We start from the raw sequence: 16,953 nt of genomic DNA, 5'->3' as shown, positions 1-16,953 counted from the left end.
CTATATTTAGTGTTTGCAGGTAGGTTCGACGCTAGATAGTGTGAATTTCCTTCGAGTGAGGGAATCGAAAAAATCAGATTTGAGGGACCCGCGGGGTTCGCCGGCGCGTTGTGACAGAGGCTTCACGAGAAGCCCAGGCCGCAAGTGCTGGGGAGATCGCGGAATGGAGAGCCGGCCGTTTTCGAACGCCGGCAGACGGCGGACATGCGCGTTTCGCATCAGGGGGAGAAATCCCTGGGGAAAAGCGCTATATATAGACAAAAGGACCGGACCAATGCGCATCGAGCGTCGCTTCACCAAGCAAGGGCAATCGGCTTATGCGGAGATCGAATTCCGCAAGGCGCTTTCCGAGATCAAGAATCCGGATGGCTCGGTGGTGTTCCGCCTCGACAACATTGATGTGCCGGCGCAGTTCTCCCAGGTCGCCGCCGATATCCTGGCGCAGAAATATTTCCGCAAGGCCGGCGTGCCCGCGCGGCTGAAGAAGGTCGAGGAGAACGACGTCCCCTCGTTCCTGTGGCGCTCCGTCGCCGACGAAGCCGAACTGGCCAAGCTGCCGGAAGCCGAGCGCTACGGTTCCGAGATCGACGCCCGCCAGGTCTTCGACCGGCTGGCCGGCACTTGGACCTACTGGGGCTGGAAGGGCGGCTACTTCAAGTCGGAGGAAGACGCGCGCGCTTTCCGCGACGAGCTCGCCTATATGCTGGCCACCCAGCGCGTCGCGCCGAATTCGCCGCAATGGTTCAACACTGGGCTGCACTGGGCATACGGCATTGACGGTCCGAGCCAGGGCCACTTCTATGTCGACCCCTTCACCGGCAAGCTGACCAAGTCGAAGTCCTCCTACGAGCACCCGCAGCCGCATGCCTGCTTCATCCAGGGCGTGCAGGACGACCTCGTCAACGAGGGCGGCATCATGGATCTGTGGGTGCGCGAGGCGCGCCTGTTCAAATATGGCTCGGGCACCGGTTCGAACTTCTCGCTGCTGCGCGGCGAAGGCGAAAAGCTGTCGGGCGGCGGCCGCTCGTCCGGCCTGATGAGCTTCCTCAAGATCGGCGACCGCGCCGCGGGCGCCATCAAGTCGGGCGGCACAACGCGCCGCGCGGCGAAAATGGTCATCGTCGACGCCGACCACCCCGATATCGAGGAATTCATCGACTGGAAGGTCAATGAAGAGCAGAAGGTCGCCTCGCTGGTGACCGGCTCCAAGATCGTCAAGAAGCATCTCGAAGCCATCATGAAGGCCTGCGTCAATTGCGAAGGCAATGGCGAGGACTGCTTCGATCCGGCCATCAACACGGCGCTGAAGCGCGAGATCAAGGCAGCCAAGAAGTCGGCGGTGCCGGAGAATTACATCTACCGCGTCATCCAGTTCGCCAAGCAGGGCTACACGTCGATGTCGTTCAAGACCTACGACACCGACTGGGATTCGGATGCCTATCTGACCGTTTCGGGCCAGAACTCCAACAATTCGGTGTCGCTGAAGGACAATTTCCTGCGCGCCGTCGAGGACGATGCCGACTGGCACCTGACCGCCCGCAAGGACGGCAAGGTCTTGAAGACGCTGAAGGCCAGGGACCTGTGGGAAAAGATCGGCTACGCCGCCTGGGCGTCGGCGGATCCGGGCCTGCATTTCAACACGACGATGAACGACTGGCACACCTGCGCTTCGGCCGGTGCGATCCGGGCCTCCAATCCGTGCTCGGAATACATGTTCCTCGACGATACGGCCTGCAACCTCGCCTCGATCAACCTGCTGCCCTACCGCAACGCCGACGGCACGATCGACATCGCCGCCTACGAGCATACCGTGCGTCTGTGGACCATCGTGCTGGAAATCTCGGTGATGATGGCGCAGTTCCCGTCGAAGGAGATCGCCAAGCTCTCCTACGAATACCGCACGCTCGGCCTCGGCTACGCCAATATTGGCGGCCTGCTGATGACCTCGGGCATTCCCTATGATTCCGACGAGGGCCGCGCCATCTGCGCCGCGCTCACCGCGATCATGACTGGTGTGGCTTATTCGACATCGGCGGAAATGGCCTCGGAACTCGGCGCCTTCCCCGACTATGACCGCAACGCCCAGAACATGCTGCGCGTCATGCGCAACCATCGCCGCGCTGCCTATGGCGACAAGGACGGCTATGAGAAGCTCGCCGTCAATCCGGTGCCGCTGGTCGCCTCCGACCTCAAGCAGCAGGCGCTTGCCGAACATGCGAAAGCCGCCTGGGACCGCGCCATCGAGCTCGGCGAGAAGCATGGCTACCGCAATGCGCAGGCAACCGTGATCGCGCCGACCGGCACGATCGGCCTGGTCATGGATTGCGACACCACCGGCATCGAGCCCGACTTCGCGCTGGTGAAGTTCAAGAAGCTCGCCGGCGGCGGCTATTTCAAGATCATCAACCGCGCCGTGCCGGAAGCGCTGCGCACGCTCGGCTATTCCGAGAGCCAGATCGCCGAGATCGAGGCCTATGCGGTCGGCCACGGCAATCTCAACCAGGCGCCCGGCATCAACCCCGGCTCGCTCAAGGCCAAGGGTTTCAGCGACGACAAGATCGCCGCGCTCAATGCGGCGCTGAAGTCAGCCTTCGACATCAAGTTCGTCTTCAACCAGTGGACGCTCGGCGCCGACTGGGTGAAGGAGACTTTTGGGTTCACCGACGAGCAGCTCAACGACTTCTCGTTCGAGATGCTGCCGGCGATGGGCTTCTCCAGGAAGGACATCGAGGCCGCCAACATCCATGTCTGCGGTGCCATGACGCTGGAAGGAGCGCCTTTCCTCAAGGCCGAACACCTCGCCGTGTTCGACTGCGCCAGCCCCTGCGGCAAGATCGGCAAGCGCTCGCTGTCGATCAACAGCCACATCCAGATGATGGCGGCCGCACAGCCCTTCATCTCTGGCGCCATCTCCAAGACCATCAACATGCCCAACGATGCGACGGTTGAGGACGCCAAGGGCGCCTACATGCTGTCGTGGAAGCTGGCGCTAAAGGCCAACGCGCTCTACCGCGACGGCTCGAAGCTGTCGCAGCCGCTCAACGCCTCGCTGCTCGCCGATGGCGAGGAGGATGAGGACGAAGTCGTCGAGCAGCTGATCGCGTCCCCGCAGGCGGCGCGCGCGGCGCAGATCACCGAGCGGATCGTCGAGCGCATCATCGAGCGCGTGTCGCGCGAGCAGGAAAAGCTGCCCGGCCGCCGCAAGGGTTACACGCAGAAGGCCAAGATCGGCGGCAACACCATCTTCCTGCGCACCGGCGAATATGATGATGGCCGCCTCGGCGAGATCTTCATCGACATGAACAAGGAAGGCGCGACGCTGCGTGGCCTTCTCAACAACTTCGCCATCGCCATTTCGCTCGGCCTGCAATACGGCGTGCCGCTCGACGAATATGTGCACGCCTTCACCTTCACCAAGTTCGAGCCGGCCGGCATGGTCATCGGCAACGATGCCATCAAGAGCGCGACGTCGATCCTCGACTACGTGTTCCGCGAACTGGCCATCTCCTATCTCGGCCGCAACGACCTCGCCCATGTCGACCAGTCGGACTTCTCCAACACCGCACTTGGCCGCGGCATCAGCGAAGGCAAGACCGACGCCGTTTCCAAGGGCCTGACCCGCGGTTCGCCGGTGAAGCTGGTGTCGAGGGCGATCGGCAACGAGCCGAAGGGCTTTGCCGGCGGCTCGACCGGCGCCCCTGCCCGCTCGGCGCCCACCGCCTTCTCCGGCTCCAACGTGCTGGCCCTGAAGCCGGCCAGCGACGAGGCGATCGCCTACAAGCGCGACTATGAGGAGCGGGCCAAGGAACTGGCCGAGGACATCGCCTTCGAGGAAGCGGCGGGCTCTGCTTCGGTAGCCTCGGACGCCACGGCGGCGCTGTTCACCGATGCGGCAGCGAACGAAGCCGCCGAAGCGAAGAAACTCGCCGCCGACCGCCGCGCCAAGTCACTGCTGCAAGGCTACACCGGCAATTCCTGCTCCGAATGCCAGAATTTCACGATGGTGCGGAACGGGACCTGTGAGAAGTGCGACACGTGCGGCGCCACAAGTGGGTGCAGCTGAGAATTTGAAGCGCCCTGCTGGTGCCACACCCAAAGTTGGGTACCTGAAAGCCAATGTTGTGTACCTGCGGCGTCGACCAAGGGTACGCCCCTGAAAGGCAAGTTCCTATTCGGGCAAGTTCGCTACTCGGCGCTGTCAGCGCCTAGCGATAATCAAGAGGTTCGCGGCGGGCTCAGGCTTGCCGCGAAATGCCAGGTCGAACGAATCGTGAATCAACCTTGAGACGTAAAAACATGAGTCTGGTTGCAGAGCCCGAAATGGAAGATCAGGTGCCAGCAGAGCCGCGCCGCGGTCGCCGGCGGGCGCTACCGGACAAGGTCAAGAACATCGTATGGGGCCGCGCTGCCGGACGGTGTCAGTATGCGGGATGCAATGCCCTGCTGATCGGCGACGAGGTGTCGGGAGCTGCCGACGCTAACGCGGCTTATATTGGGCACATCATTGCTGACACAGAGGCCGGGCCGCGGGGTGATCCGGTTCTGTCACCCAAACTTGCCCAGGATCCCGACAATCTGATGCTGGTCTGCGACCGCCACCACCGCGTTTTCGATCGCGAGATGGTCGCCGAGCATCCCGCCGATGTCCTCCTGGCGATGAAGCGCCGCCACGAAGTCCGGATTCGGACGGTCACAGCTATCGACGAGGATCTGAGCAGCCATGTCATCCGATACGCTGCGAGGATCGGGACCAACGAATCCCCCGTGGCCAAAGGAGATCTCAAATGGTCGATGATCCCGGATCGCTATCCGCTTGACGACGGTTGGATCGATCTCGATCTCGCGACGCTCGATCTGCAGGATCACGAACCGGATTTCTGGCGCATCCAAGTCCGTAACCTTCGGACCGGCTTTGCCGAGAAAGTCCGCGGGCGGATGGAGCGGCAGGAAATCCGTCGCCTGTCGGTGTTCGGACTGGCGCCGATCCCTCTCCTGTTCGAGCTAGGACGTCTGATCTCCGACATCGCGACTGCAGACGTCCGGCAGTTGCTGCGCAGCCCCAAGGGCTGGAAGTGGGACCCAAAGGCTCCGCCTCTCCGCTTCAACGTCCTGCAGCCGTCGAGTCAGGCCGGCCAGGTCGCTCTGAAGTTGGAGATCAGCGCACCCGTCGTAGACGAGCGGGTCCACGCGGTGCTCGGCGACGATGCGACGATCTGGTCTATCGCGGCCGACGGAGCCCACAACGATATCATGCGCAGCCAGGCCGATCTGGCCGAGTTCGCGCGTTTTTTCAGAACAACCCTGGACGCCATCAAGGTCGCCCATGGCGAGAACACGATCGTGCACGTGTTTCCCGCCGTTCCAGTTTCGGCCGCCATCGAGGCTGGTCGCTCCTGGCAGCCGAAGGCGCACCCCACTCTCAATATCTACGACCAAAACAAGAAGCTGGGCGGCTTCATTTTCGCCCATGAACTTGAACATGCCAGCTAACCAGGAGTTTTTCATGAACGTGCATTTGCGCCCGACAATTACCCCAGAGGCCGACGAAGTTCTCGAAGACCTCGCCAAAGAACTCGAGATTCCCGAGCGTCGATACGAACAGGCGGAGACGAGCTACAAGTCGCTGGGCGACTGGCTCAACCGACCGGAGTCGACAATTCGGCAGTATGACCCCCAAGTCCACGTCCAGGGGTCGTTCGGTCTCGGCACCGTGACGCCACCGCTCACCGCGGACGAGCACTACGACATTGATGCCGTCTGCGAGTTTCGCCGCCTGACGAAGAACGAGACCACGCAGGCCAATCTAAAGCGCCTGCTGGAAATCGAAATGAGGCTGTACGCCCGCAGCAAGAACATGATCAAGCCGCTGGAGGAGCATCGCCGCTGCTGGAGGCAGGCATACGCCAACGAAGCTCAATTCCACATGGACGTCACGCCAGGAATTCCGAGCGGCGGCGAACTGACCCAACTCCTGAAAACGCGCGGCTTCGATGCCTCGCTCGCCGAAACCGCAATCTCGATCACCGACAACCGCCACCCGCACTACCAGATTGTCGCGGCCGATTGGCAGCGGTCGAATCCACGCGGCTATCTGAAATGGTTTCTGACACGCATGGCGAAAGTGCACGACAAGCGCAAGCAAGAGCTCCTTCAGAAAGGCGTGAGGGCGGGCACCGAGCCGATTCCGGACTACCGGATTCGCACCCCGCTGCAGTACGCCATCATGATCCTGAAGCGCCATCGCGACATCATGTACATCGGCCGCAGCGACGACAAGCCGATCTCGATCATCCTGACGACGCTCGCCGCCCACTCCTACGAAGGAGAGGAGAAGATCGCCGAGGCGCTGTTCGTGATCCTGACGAAGATGGACAGCTTCATCGGGACCGCAGCGGACGGGAGCCGTCTCATCGCCAATCCCAGCGATCCGCTGGAGAACTTCGCCGACAAGTGGAAGGAGCATTCGGAGCGGGAGACGGAATTCCATAATTGGCTACGAAAGGCCCGCGCCGATTTCGCGGCGGTGGCGCAGTTGTCTAACAAGCAACTGATCACCGAGCAACTTGCCAAGGGCGTCGGTGCCGACATTGCGGACCGGACGCGGCGGCGTTCGGCCACTCGGCTCAGTACACCAGCCCTGCTGACCGCCGGTCTCGTTCGCAGCGAGGCGCAGGCGAGGACCTCGGCCGTCCGCATCGAGGGAGATCGCCGGAATGCCTGAGGGTGTCGACCCTCTCGCGAAGCGCTTCAAGTCAGCTGTCAGGGTCGTTGAATCACGCTGGCAGCAAGCTGGCTTGCGCCCGCGAAGGCTCGACACCAGACAACTCGCTGCCTACCGGGGGCGCTCCGCCGAAATCGGCTGGCGTTTCGACTGCGTCTTTTCCGATTGCCGGCGCCGGCTCGACGTCCTGGTGACCGCGGCCTTTCCTTTTGCGCCCGCGCGGATCGCGCTGGTTGATCGTCCTTCCTTTTTGACTTGGCCCCATGTCGAAAGCGACGGCGTGCTCTGTCTGGTGCCGGATCACGCCACGTTTCCCATCGACGATCCGTACGCCGGAATCGCCGAACTGCTTGAGATGACGTTCGATTTGATCGAAGCGCTGGTCCGCGGCGAACGCAATGGCGACTTCCGAAGCGAGTTTCTCACATATTGGCGTCATGCAGGACGCGGACAGGCCCGGACGATCCTGTCGCTGATCGAACCCGCGCCGCCGTCGCGGATCGTCAGGATCTGGGAAGGCGCAAGACGAACTATCATCGCCGACAATGAGGAGACGTTGCGCGATTGGCTTCGCAATTTCGCTCCGGCAATCCCCACAGCCGAGCTCCGCTTCAATAGCGGCTTGCTGGTCTGGATGGATGTCGTGCCGCTGCCGTCCGAATACCCCTCCTCGGCGAAGGACGTCTACGACATCGCTGCCCGCGCCGGCGTCGCCGATCATCTCGACGAACTTGCCCGCCAGATGCGTCAACGGCTGATCGTGATGCTAGGCGCGAGCACCGAGAACGGACCGGCGATCGCAGCCACGGTCGTCAATCGACCGAAAATCGTTCGTGGATCGGATCCGCTGATCGCCGGGTTTCGCCCTTCGCGCGTGCCCGAGAACGTGCTGCACGCCCGACTGTTCGGAGGAAATGCCGCCGACCGCACTTCGGTCGAACGCGTCGATCCGACATGGGTCCACGGGCGCGACCGCGATCCAAGGATTCCCACGCTGCGCGGGGCCACCGTCGCCGTTCTCGGATGCGGATCAGTCGGCGCACCGGTTGCGATGACGCTGGCCCGAGCTGGTGTCGGCAAGCTCATCCTCGTCGACAAGCAGACCTTCACGGGTGCCAACGTCGGCCGACACCCTCTCGGAGTGGGCTCAATCGGCGCGGCCAAGACGATCGAACTCGCGAAGCGCATCCGCTCGGACCTTCCGCACGTCGAGGTGGAGTGTCACAACTCGCTCGTGCAAGACCTTCTGCTTCGCGCCGACTGCCCCCTCGCCGGCGTCGATCTTGTCGTCTCCGCGCTCGGCGATTGGCCGAGCGAGTCCCTTCTTGACGAATGGCAGGCTGTCCAAACGCGACGCTTTCCGATCGTTTACGGTTGGACAGAACCGCATGCCGCTGCCGGGCACGCGATTGTCATCTCCGGCGGCGGTGACCGCCTGCGCGACGGGCTGGACGCCACCGGATCGCCGCACCTGGTCGCCACACGTTGGGCACATGAAACCCGCAGGTACGAGCCTGCCTGCGGAGCGGCGTTCGATCCCTACGGCCCTGTCGAGTTGGGATTCATCACCTCGATGGTGGCGCAGACCGCACTCGACGCCATTCTCGGTCAGGCGGTATCAGCCACACATCGCATCTGGCTCGCGCGCCGCGCCTTCGTTGAAGCAGCGGGCGGTGCATGGAGCGACGAACTGCGAGCCATCGCTCCGCAAGCGCTCGACGGCGCGACCATGATCGAAAGACGATGGAGCCAGGCCGCCAAGGATCTGGCTGCGTGATCTCCTTTGACATCGGACAATCGGGACAATCGCTTGCGTTTAGCGGCGGCGTTCTGGAGCACTTCAACCGACACCGTCAAACGCGATTTTGGCAGAGCGAGGCCGGTGGACTTCTATTTGCGCGATTTCAGCTTCCGGTGATCGACATCGAAGTCGCTACCGGCCCGAGGCGCGGAGATCGGCGGTCTCGCTATTCTTACCGTCCGGATGAGCGGGCCGAACAGCACGAGATCGACGATATGTTTTCGCGCGGGCTGCATTTTGTAGGCTGCTGGCATACACATCCGGAGAATATCGCATCGCCTTCGCATATCGACCGCCGAAATATCGCCGATTGCGTGCGCCGCTCCCACCACGCACTGAATGGCTTCATCATGGTGATCGTGGGCAGGAACCCAATTCCGGACGGAATGTACGTTTCTGTGTCCGACGAATCTTCCGTCTACCAGTTGAGGTCTTCGCGAAACGCCGCGTCGACCGATTCTTCGTTGACTCCATCTACCCGCAGCTTGGCGCACCTTGAAAGAAGCTCCGCTACGCTGGGCTCCAGGACATAGGAACGACTCTAGGGTTCTCAGGAAAGTTCTCGGGCCTGTATTTCGCGACAGCGGCCATCCGGTCCAGGACGGATTGATGAACAAACGCCTCGGGCGATATGAAGCGCGGCTCGGCGCTTGGGATGTAGTGGCCGAAGAGCGACTTGCGAGCAGCCCACTCCTTGTATTTGTCTGCCTTCGGCCACAGCTCCAGCAGGCGCCAAGCGCTGGACATCGAGTCATGCGGATCACGCATGACATCGGGCGGGACGTAGCTGAAAGGACTTCCCTTTCTCTGCACTCCCCAAGCCAGCTGGTTGACGGTCCTGGGATCGACGGCCAAGCCATGCTTCACCGCTTCGTCGATCATCCATATCAATGGGAATTTCGAAAGACCGCTCTCTTGCTCAGGATAGCCTCCCCCGATATCGGCGTGCACACCTGAAAACCAGACTTGCTGCGCGTCCTGCGGTTCCGCATTGTTCGTAGCGCTGAACCTATTATGCATGAACGTTTGCGGTTCGTCCCAGGCATCCAGCCTGAACATTCTTCTTCGTTCGTCGATCGCGATCGCCTGGCGGAAAATGCGAACGCTGGGATTGTTTCTGGTATTGGCGAGCGTCTGCAGGCTGAACGCATAGAACCTATCCGGACGCGGGACTATAACGCTTGCGACCGTGTCCCATACTCCAACGAATTTGATCGTCGGCCATCTCGAAGAAACAATCCGGGCGAACTGCGAGGCGCGATCGTCCTTGGTCGATGGAACAGGCTGGCGTTCAGATTCCTCCATCATTGCCGACTGAACCGGATCGATCGCCGGCCCTCTCTGTTTGTACGCCGTCAATGCAGCACCGGCGAGATTCCACTGATGCGGCGAAAGGAGACCGATTCTATGGACAAGGCCCGCAAGAACGCGGACCGTGTAAGCGCCACGACTGAAGCCAAAGAGATAGATTTCGTCGCCGTCCTCATACTGAGTCACCAGAAACTCATAAGCGGCAAGGACGTTGTCATCGAGGCCGTAACCTGTCGCCAAGCCAAGCACCGTGATGGCATCCTGCCTGAACTTGGTCCATGGATCCGGTCTTGCGAGTGTTCCAACGCCCGGATCATAGAACACCACTTGGGGCGGCTGGGTCTTCCCAGTTTTTCGAAGTACGCGGTAAAGCTTCAGAACGTTGGAGATGTTTTCACTGATCTCGTTTCCCGTGCCGTCGCAGCAGACAACTATGTTTTTCATTGCTTCCCCTCCCCGGCTGCTCTTGTAGGCAAGTCTACCATCGATCCCAGGCTAGAAGAGCACGATCCAGACCACCTTATCGACGGGGATTTAAGAGAAAACCAATGACCTGCCGGTAGGCGTGTCCCGAAAGGAACAGCGCTTGCCCCATGTTACCTACGCCATCGGCGACGTTCACGGTCGTGCTGATCTCCTCGAGCCACTTCTAGCCGCCATTGTTGCGGACGCACATGCGTCCGACGCCGAACCTCGGGTGCTCTTCCTCGGCGATATCGTCGACCGAGGCCCGCGCAGCCGGGAAGCGATGGATCTCGTCTGCGACACCCTCACCCGGTGGCCGCGGTCACGGCTGATCCGGGGCAACCACGACGCCTATTTCCTGGACTTCATGACCGCCGACCATGTTGACGAGGAGAGGTTCGGGAGATGGCTGATGCGGATCGGCGGCTACCAGACGATGGAGTCCTATGACCTCCTATCCGTTGGTAGCGTTCGGGACGCCGCGGCGATCTTTCGCGCCAATCATCCGCGTCATCTGCAGGCGCTGATGGATGCTTCTCCGATCGTCGTCGACAATCGCTTCGCTTATGTTCACGCAGGAATCGATCCTACCCGTTCCATCGGCGCCCAGGCTCCGAAGGACTTGATGATGATACGGGACAGGTTCCTCGATTATGAGGGGCAGCTGTCGCACATCATCGTGCACGGGCACACCCCCACGTTGGACAGCGTGCCGGACTCGAGGCCCTGTCGTATCGGCATCGACACGGGTGCCTATACCTCCGGCAAGCTAACCTGTCTGGCCATATCCGCCGATGAACGGAACCTTCACTTTCTGTTTGCTACGGCTTCGGGCGAAAGCATCGAGGTCACGCAGGGGGAGGCAAACGAATGACCGATTTTATCCAGCTGAAGGCGAAATATCCGGACCTCATTCCGGCAACGATGGCCTTCGAGTGCGGAGCCGGCTGGGAACGGGTTCTAGATCAATATTTCGGTGCGATAGCCCAGGCGTTGCCTGCGGGCACTGGACTGAACCTCGATCGGGTTTACGAGAAGTACGGGAGCTTGAGGATCGATGCTACGGCAGCGGGCATTGTCACCCCCGAGATTAGATTGGCGTTGGACAAGGCAGAGGTACTTGCGGATTCGCGCTCCTACCGATTTTGCGAGTCTTGCGGCAAGCCGGGAAGTCTTCGCGACAAGCGGATGTTGTACGTCGCATGTGAAGTCCATGCTGACGGAGCGGCGGCGCTGCCGCCCGATGAGGGTGGGATCAGCCTGGACGGAATTGCCTATGAGTACAATGAAGAGGCCGACGATCTAGTCGTCGTCGAGGTGGAGTGCGAAGGCGACTAAGGGCCATCCGGACTACAGGCGCGGACAGACGAATCGGAGGGGCGTTTGGGTTACGCTCGCGGTAGAACGCCCTCGCCTCATGGGAGACGACACTTATCGTCAAGGGCCTATTGACTCTCGTGTTCTCATTTTGTTCACTGCGGACAGGATAGCCGCAGGAGGCATTCTGCAGCTTCGCCTAGACATAGAGGGCGCGTCGTCCGATGAGATCGCGCATGGCATTGCCGCCGCAGAGGCGGTTTTCCGCTATTCGGTAGCAACCGCCATCAGACCTTTAATCCTTAATTTGTTACCGCAACGCTCTCGGGCCGACCCTGGTACGGCGCTTACGGACAGGAGCGGACATCAACCAGCCCTCAATCTCTGCCAAAACCGTTGAAAATGACCCAATGCCGACATTCACCACCGAAGTTTGCGAGGCACACAACGCCGCTCAATTATTCTGGCACCGCACCCCGTACCGCGTTCGCTCGCGCACTATACGTTATGCGGCCGGCTGCATCCGCCGGCAAACGTGCACGCAGCCGCGACTTCAGCCCCTCCACGTCGCTGGCTGACATTGCCGCAACGATTGGCCGTATACTCCCGGTAATTGTGCTTGAACGCCAGAAATCGTCGAAATCGGCGAAGGTCCGTTGCACTGTGATTTCGCGGGTCTCGATAGCCTGAAGGCCTGCGTTGCTCCATAGATCGCGCATGACGTTCATACGTGAGGCGTTGACGCTCGGTGGAAGCGGCGGCGTGATGCCCAGAGCGCGAAACTCAACCTGGATCGGATCGAATGGGAAGCCGCCCCCCAACATGTCCCAAGTGTATGCCGCAACCATGCCGCCTGATCGAACCACTCGTACCATCTCCGCAACGCCTTTGGCTGGATCGGGAACGAAGAAAATCACCAAGGCCATAACTGCGGCATCGAAACGTGCTTTATCGAACGGCAACGCCATGGCATCACCCTGCCGAAACTCTACGCCCGATGCTCCTTTCCGCGCGCGTGCAAACACCAGTTGCGCTTCGGATGGATCAATTCCCTGCACTTCACTTGGCGCTAACCGCTCGACAAGCAGTTCTGTGAATGCGCCGTTGCCGCAACCCACGTCGATCCACTTAAATCCCAACGAGGGCGCCAGCCAGTCGAGGAACACTTGTCCCGCAAGTCGGCTCCAGACACCAATCCCGCGCTCGTAGGCTGAACCATCATCAAAACGTATGGGCGCTTGGCTCATCGACATTCTCCGCTATATAACGCAAGTGCAGCATCGTCCGGGTTTGATCGGGAAAAACAGCTCGTGCCGATGAGCACCACCTTTGCACCAATAACGACCCGGCGCCCTCCCTCAGGCGGTCTTTCTGCCAGACTACTGGGCCGATGCCTATCGTTTCTATGGCGTTGACCGGCCCGACGGAGGTGCTCGAATATAGCCCTGTCACTTCCGTTAATGGCCCATCGCGACATTTGCTGCGGTTGCGCAAAAGGAGGCTGGTATCGGGGCGAACCGGACTCGCCGCCGGTTTATGAGTACACGGCCTAGTCACCTGAATCTGAAGTTCGGTTCATTGTCTTCTGGCAGAAGCGCTTGACCGACGCGAGGATTTGGTCGGCTGATTTGACCCATTTGTATGGGGTCGGGTTCTCGTTGTGGGTTTCGATGAAGGCGTCGATATCAGCTTCTAGTTCTGCGGTGGAACGATGTACGCCGCGCTGCAACTGCTTTCGCGTCAGCTCTGCGAACCACCGCTCGACCTGATTGATCCAGGATGCCGACGTTGGCGTGAAGTGAACATGCCAGTGTGGACGGCGCGCGAGCCAAGCCTTGATCCTCGGCGTCTTGTGGGTCGCATAGTTGTCCATCACCAGATGCACGTCCGGGCCATTGGGCATTTCGGTGTCGATCCGCTTCAGGAAGTCGAGGAATTCGGTGGCCCGGTGACGCTTGTAGCAATGACCTATCACCGCCCCAGTGGCCACATCGAGCGCGGCGAACAGAGAAGTCGTGCCGTTGCGAACATAGGTATGAGTACGCCGTTCGGCGACGCCCGGTGCCATAGGCAGAACCGGCTGCTCGCGATCCAATGCCTGGATTTGCGATTTCTCATCCACGCATAGCACGATCGCCCGGTCCGGTGGTGACATATAGAGGCCGACGATGTCCTGCACCTTATCAACGAAGAGCGGATCGGAGGAAAGCTTGAATGTCTCGGCACGATGCGGCTGCAGGCCAAACGCGGTCCAGATCCGACGGATGGTGGTATGAGAAAGGCCGCGGTCGGCTGCCATCGAACGGATGGACCAGTGCGTGGCATCCTTGGGAGTGGTGTTCAACGTACGCTCGACGACCTGAGCAACCTGGGCATCGGAGACAGTTCGCGGTCGACCGGTACGATATTCATCTGTCAGCCCTTCAATGCCATCCTGTACGAACCGACGGCGCCACTTGCCAACCGTGTGCTCGTGAACACCCAGGCGTTCGGCAACCTCTTTGCTTTGCAAACCCTGCGCGCACAGCAAGACCATCCGGCATCGATCCGACAAGGAGCGCGGCGCCTTATGCCGGCGCACCTGAGATTCGAGGAAACCTCTATCCGCGTCGCTTAGAACGACAAGGTCTGCCTGCCTGCCAACCATGAATCAAACTCCTGCTCTTGTGACAGAAGCCAAACAAAATGAGGCTTACCTTTGTTCCATGTGACTAGCGCTTCTGCTAGCACACTTGCAAAGTCCATCGAATACCAGGGTTCAAGGGCTAGCTTTATAAAGGAGGCCACCAGAAGTTATTGCTCATCTGGTCTGACCCTTACGAGCCCGCCGCCGGGTGGACTGCGCCTCAAGCGCGATCCCGTGTCTGTCGACCTCAGGATCGGCGACATCGGCCAGACCTTTGGTCGGTGGGATGAAAAAGCTTGATTTCCTGCGCCCGATGCCCTAAACATATACGTAATCTCGTATAACTATGGATGCCACCATGACACAGCTCAGCTACGACAACATATTCGACGCCATTGCGGACGACGCCGATGAGGCCGCCGATTTGCAATTCCGAGCTGATTTGATGATCACGCTGCGCAAACTCTTCGAGGACCGCGGCTGGAAACAGGCGGACATAGCGTCGGCTTTGGGCATAACGCAACCGCGGGTCAGCGAAATCATACGCGGCAAAGTGCACCTGTTCTCCGCAGACAAACTGATCGGCTTCCTAGCCAAATTGAATCTACGCCTGAAGCCGTCGCTCGACGCAAATCACAAGGTGATCTGCGAGGTGTTGGAGGCCGCCTAGCGGCCCCCCTCCTTCCTTCCCTTGATAATCTTGAGCATTTCTTTGTAACGCTCTTTCGCCGTTTTCATCGCCTTCCTATCAACGCCATTGGTTGTCTTAGTGAAGGCGTGCAAAACGAAAACCGTGTCATCGTATTTTGCGCAGTAAACCGCTCGATACGCTGGACTTCCATTTTCGATTAGCTCGATTGCGCCGGGTCCGACGCTTTCCTTGATATTCGTATGATCCGAGAAGGGACGCTCTCCATTTTGAACGGCCTGCAGATCGGTACCAAATTGTTTCATTATATCTTTTGGCAGCTCCAAAAAGGCCTTCTTCGCTGCTTCATTCACAAACTCAAACTTCCTCATAAATCCTCATTTTCTATCGACACTCCTATTTCCCCCACCCCCCACCTAACCCGATGGGCTTTGCGTTTCGCCAGGGCACAGACACACCTGCCCAGCGACGTGTAATGTATCACACGCACGCATAAATGTCAACGAAAGATGGAAATCGCCCTATCTTGAACTCGTAAAACAATTCCAGAAACCCGTCAAGCGAAATCTTCAAAAAAATTTAGAAGGAGGAAAGAGGCTGTGACCTCTCGCAGACAGGTACGGCGCGTACGCGTCGCTTCGGCGCACAACTGCATGGACTCAGTAAACCTAGCCAGCAATGACCTGTGCAACGTACCCGGCCATTCCGCGGCGTTTGATCTCAGCCTTATCGCAATGATCGCAACAGGCCTGGAAACGCCGCGACTTTGTCTGGGTGCCAAATGCCCAATTTAGGATCCTGATTGAAAGGCTTGGACGTCGGGTGTACTTCGGCCCTTGGAAATAATCCGAGATGGCAGCGCGCATGCAGGATCGGGTCCTCATTAGCTCGCTGACCTGATCAATCTGATGATAGCGTTGCTCCAGCATCTGCTCTCGGTCGAGTCCAGGGACGTGTGCCGCCTCCACTGTTTTCTCGGCCATGAAACGCAGCCTTGAGATATCGCGGCCGACGCTCGAACCATTGTGGAACATAACCGCTGCGGCAGCCTTCCCATCCCGCCCGGCGCGGCCGAGCTCCTGTAGCTGGTCTTCAACGGAGGCGGACTGCTGCCAATGGATCACGAGGCGGACGTTCGGCACGTCGAGCCCCATGCCAAAGGCGTTAGTGCAGATGATCCGGTTTGCGGGCGGCTTGCTCTGCCCAAGGAACCGCTTGACGAGCTCCTGTCGTTCCCATGCGCCTCCGAGTTTGGAATGGTAGAGGGGCACGTCAAGCCCAAGATCACGAAGCGCCGCTTGCAAGTCGTCCCCGACCTTCGTGGACGGCACGAAGACCATCGCCTTCTCTTCCTGGAGTTGTGGCACCGCTAGGAGAGATGCGATCTCTCCCGCTCGCTGATCAGCTGCGCACCGCCATCGGAGGAGCGCGATGTTCGGTCTGTCGACATCGCGCACGAAGACCTCAGCGTCTTCGATACCAAGCGACTTCAGGATGCGTTGCTGCATCTCCCGCCCAGCTGTCGCGGTGAACGCCAAGACCGGTGGCGCACCTAGTTTTTCGCGGACCTCTCTGAGGCGGCCGTACTCCCGTCGAAAATCCCGTCCCCATTGATCGACACAATGGGCCTCGTCTACGACAATGAACGATGGCTTCGTCTGCTTCAGGCGAGCTCGTTCGTCTTCGCTCCTGACAAAGAAACGCTCGGGAGCCAGATAGAGCAATTTGATCGCGCCTCGTCTCAGCAACGAAAATCGGGTTTGCTTCTCGTCGACGCTCAGGTCGCTATTGATGAACGTGGCAGGGACCTTTTTCGCTAGCAGATCGGATACCTGTTCCGACATCAGGGTTTTCAGAGGGCTGACAACCATGGTCAGGCCACCGCGAAGTACTGCAGGGAGCTGGAAGCAAAGGGTCTTGCCCGATCCCGTCGGACTGACGACGAGGACCGACTTTCCGGACAGGGCAGCGAGCACGATCGGCAATTGTCGATGCCGGCTCAATACTCCCCAGAAGTGCCGTTTGAATCTTCCCCAGTTTAGCGCCGCCGCCGGTCTTCCGGA

General features: G+C 60.0%; 13 protein-coding genes. 8 read left to right on the top strand and 5 right to left on the bottom strand.

The window, feature by feature from the left end:
* Positions 1-274: 274 nt before the first annotated feature.
* From FJ546_RS26875 to FJ546_RS26855, 5 genes are all read left to right on the top strand, one after another.
* A complete protein-coding gene (locus FJ546_RS26875) occupies positions 275-4,063 on the top strand; it encodes a vitamin B12-dependent ribonucleotide reductase (RefSeq protein ID WP_140892077.1) in 3,789 nt (1,262 codons plus the stop codon).
* Positions 4,064-4,296: 233 nt separating this feature from the next.
* Positions 4,297-5,490: an SAVED domain-containing protein gene (locus FJ546_RS26870; protein ID WP_140892076.1), complete on the top strand. Its 1,194-nt coding sequence runs from the start codon at positions 4,297-4,299 to the stop codon at positions 5,488-5,490.
* A gap of 13 nt (positions 5,491-5,503) precedes the next feature.
* Positions 5,504-6,721 carry a nucleotidyltransferase gene (locus tag FJ546_RS26865; RefSeq protein ID WP_181168101.1) on the top strand — a complete coding sequence of 406 codons (1,218 nt, stop codon included), beginning with the start codon at positions 5,504-5,506 and terminating at the stop codon, positions 6,719-6,721.
* On the top strand, positions 6,714-8,498 hold the full coding sequence (locus tag FJ546_RS26860) for a ThiF family adenylyltransferase (protein WP_140892075.1): 1,785 nt from the start codon (positions 6,714-6,716) through the stop codon (positions 8,496-8,498). Before FJ546_RS26865 ends, FJ546_RS26860 begins: the two co-directional genes overlap by 8 nt.
* Entirely contained in the window at positions 8,495-9,055 is a 561-nt protein-coding gene (locus FJ546_RS26855; protein WP_140892074.1) for a Mov34/MPN/PAD-1 family protein, read from the top strand. The genes FJ546_RS26860 and FJ546_RS26855 overlap by 4 nt, the downstream gene beginning before the upstream one ends.
* On the opposite strand, the gene FJ546_RS26850 is transcribed toward FJ546_RS26855, so the two are convergent.
* The gene (locus FJ546_RS26850; protein WP_140892073.1) at positions 9,033-10,277 is read right to left on the bottom strand and encodes a DUF2235 domain-containing protein; all 1,245 of its coding nucleotides are present in this window, start codon (positions 10,275-10,277) and stop codon (positions 9,033-9,035) included. The genes FJ546_RS26855 and FJ546_RS26850 overlap by 23 nt on opposite strands.
* A gap of 142 nt (positions 10,278-10,419) precedes the next feature.
* Here FJ546_RS26850 and FJ546_RS26845 point away from each other — a divergent pair, with 142 nt between their 5' ends.
* On the top strand, positions 10,420-11,172 hold the full coding sequence (locus FJ546_RS26845) for a metallophosphoesterase family protein (protein WP_181168100.1): 753 nt from the start codon (positions 10,420-10,422) through the stop codon (positions 11,170-11,172).
* A complete protein-coding gene (locus FJ546_RS26840; RefSeq protein ID WP_140892071.1) occupies positions 11,169-11,636 on the top strand; it encodes a hypothetical protein in 468 nt (155 codons plus the stop codon). The genes FJ546_RS26845 and FJ546_RS26840 overlap by 4 nt, the downstream gene beginning before the upstream one ends.
* Positions 11,637-12,073: 437 nt before the next feature.
* Here FJ546_RS26840 and FJ546_RS26835 read toward each other — a convergent pair whose 3' ends face one another.
* Positions 12,074-12,862 (bottom strand): class I SAM-dependent methyltransferase, encoded by a 789-nt coding sequence (locus FJ546_RS26835; protein WP_140892070.1) that lies wholly within the window; start codon positions 12,860-12,862, stop codon positions 12,074-12,076.
* Positions 12,863-13,164: 302 nt separating this feature from the next.
* Entirely contained in the window at positions 13,165-14,262 is a 1,098-nt protein-coding gene (locus FJ546_RS26830; RefSeq protein ID WP_140892069.1) for an IS630 family transposase, read from the bottom strand.
* Positions 14,263-14,599: 337 nt separating this feature from the next.
* Between FJ546_RS26830 and FJ546_RS26825 the strand changes: the two genes are divergently transcribed.
* Positions 14,600-14,911, top strand: coding sequence for an XRE family transcriptional regulator (locus FJ546_RS26825; protein ID WP_140892068.1), 312 nt, complete (start codon positions 14,600-14,602; stop codon positions 14,909-14,911).
* Here the strand turns inward: FJ546_RS26825 and FJ546_RS26820 are convergent.
* Positions 14,908-15,261, bottom strand: coding sequence for a type II toxin-antitoxin system RelE/ParE family toxin (locus FJ546_RS26820; RefSeq protein WP_140892067.1), 354 nt, complete (start codon positions 15,259-15,261; stop codon positions 14,908-14,910). The genes FJ546_RS26825 and FJ546_RS26820 overlap by 4 nt on opposite strands.
* 297 nt (positions 15,262-15,558) lie before the next feature.
* On the bottom strand, positions 15,559-16,953 hold a 1,395-nt coding region (locus tag FJ546_RS26815), incomplete at its 5' end, for a RecQ family ATP-dependent DNA helicase (protein ID WP_140892066.1).

This window comes from Mesorhizobium sp. B2-4-19 (assembly GCF_006441315.1).
Taxonomy (GTDB): Bacteria; Pseudomonadota; Alphaproteobacteria; order Rhizobiales; family Rhizobiaceae; genus Mesorhizobium.
This window is presented reverse-complemented; position numbering and strand designations above follow the sequence as displayed.